General features: G+C 55.0%; 2 protein-coding genes and 1 pseudogene. 1 reads left to right on the forward strand and 2 read right to left on the reverse strand.

What is annotated here, in order from left to right; genetic code table 11:
- Both ACOTX1_RS23735 and ACOTX1_RS23740 read right to left on the reverse strand, forming a co-directional pair.
- A partial coding sequence (locus ACOTX1_RS23735; RefSeq protein WP_421766887.1) for an EcoRII N-terminal effector-binding domain-containing protein occupies positions 1–458 on the reverse strand: 458 nt, incomplete at its 3' end.
- Positions 459–724: 266 nt separating this feature from the next.
- Entirely contained in the window at positions 725–1,489 is a 765-nt protein-coding gene (locus ACOTX1_RS23740) for an IS6-like element IS6100 family transposase (protein ID WP_001389365.1), read from the reverse strand.
- 48 nt (positions 1,490–1,537) lie between these two features.
- Here ACOTX1_RS23740 and ACOTX1_RS23745 point away from each other — a divergent pair.
- Positions 1,538–1,657 (forward strand): annotated as a pseudogene (locus tag ACOTX1_RS23745) (IS6 family transposase); the annotation flags it as partial.

The following is a 1,657-nucleotide window of genomic DNA, read 5'->3' on the forward strand; positions in this document are numbered from 1 at the left end:
ACTTCACCAATAGCGGTCTCAATGACGTCCTCTTCATCAGTGCTGGCGCATACCCAAATATTTACTTCCTTACAGTCCCCCCCTTGCTCATCAAGCTTGAAAGCCAGGAGCGTCAGAGCCCCTGTATTTTCAGGATCCTGAAGTGGGCTGCCTCTACCCCAGCGGGTAATCCTTTTTTCATTCCGGGTTTTACCAAAATGACGGCTGTTATAATAAATTGCCCTGGCTTCGCTGTCAGGGCAATCATGCGATGACACATGTGCGGTGAGAAAAACCGAAGGGTTCAGTTCACGGGTATGGTTGATAGACGGAAAGAGTTTTTCAACGATACCTGAAGGGATATAAAGCCCTACCTGGTGACCACCTGTTGCGCCGGTATCGTTGGCGGAAAGGCGTTTGATGTAGACGAAGTAATTCTCACATGCGATCTCAAGTAGCCAGTTGTGGAAAACCGACATAAGCATCCCCTGTTACCCTGAAACTCTACTCACCATTTTTTCATGATTATATACAAACAGTGTCATTTTCAGAAGACGACTGCACCAGTTGATTGGGCGTAATGGCTGTTGTGCAGCCAGCTCCTGACAGTTCAATATCAGAAGTGATCTGCACCAATCTCGACTATGCTCAATACTCGTGTGCACCAAAGCGAGGTGAGCATGGCGACGGAGGCTCTGTTGCAAAGATTGGCGGCAGTCAGAGGTAGGCTGTCGCTCTGCGCCGATCAGGCGGCTGCTGCGAAATGGTGGTTGAGCATGCCCATGGCCTCCGTCAGCGCCGAGGGCCCAATGCCAAAAGCTCTCTCCACAAGGCGCACCTCGCCCCTGATGCCGGGCTGCAGGCACCAGGGGCGAGCCTGTCCTTTGCGCAGGGCTCGCATGACTTCGAATCCCTTGATCGTGGCATAGGCCGTGGGGATCGATTTGAAACCGCGCACCGGCTTGATCAGTATCTTGAGCTTTCCGTGATCGGCCTCGATCACGTTATTGAGATACTTCACCTGCCGGTGGGCCGTCTCCCGGTCCAGCTTTCCTTCGCGCTTCAATTCGGTGATCGCTGCACCATAGCTCGGCGCTTTGTCGGTATTGAGCGTGGCAGGCTTTTCCCAGTGCTTCAGGCCTCGCAGGGCCTTGCCCAGGAACCGCTTCGCTGCCTTGGCGCTGCGGGTCGGCGACAGGTAGAAATCGATCGTGTCGCCCCGCTTGTCGACTGCCCGGTACAGGTAGGTCCACTTGCCCCGCACCTTGACGTAGGTTTCATCCAGGCGCCAGCTCGGATCAAAGCCACGCCGCCAGAACCAGCGCAGCCGCTTCTCCATCTCCGGGGCGTAGCACTGGACCCAGCGATAGATCGTCGTATGGTCGACCGAAATGCCGCGTTCCGCCAGCATTTCCTCAAGGTCGCGATAGCTGATCGGATAGCGACAATACCAGCGCACCGCCCACAGGATCACATCACCCTGGAAATGGCGCCACTTGAAATCCGTCATCGTTCCGTCCGTCCAATCTCCGCCAAGCATGCTCAAGCTTCACGATTTTTGCAACAGAGCCTCATTCTGTGGGCCGTACGCTGGTACTGCAAATACGGCATCAGTTACCGTGAGCTGCAGGAGATGCTGGCTGAACGCGGAGTGAATGTCGATCACTCCACGATTTAC

This window comes from Enterobacter cloacae complex sp. IR5401, from assembly GCF_049238425.1.
GTDB classification, from domain to species: domain Bacteria; phylum Pseudomonadota; class Gammaproteobacteria; order Enterobacterales; family Enterobacteriaceae; genus Enterobacter; species Enterobacter hormaechei_C.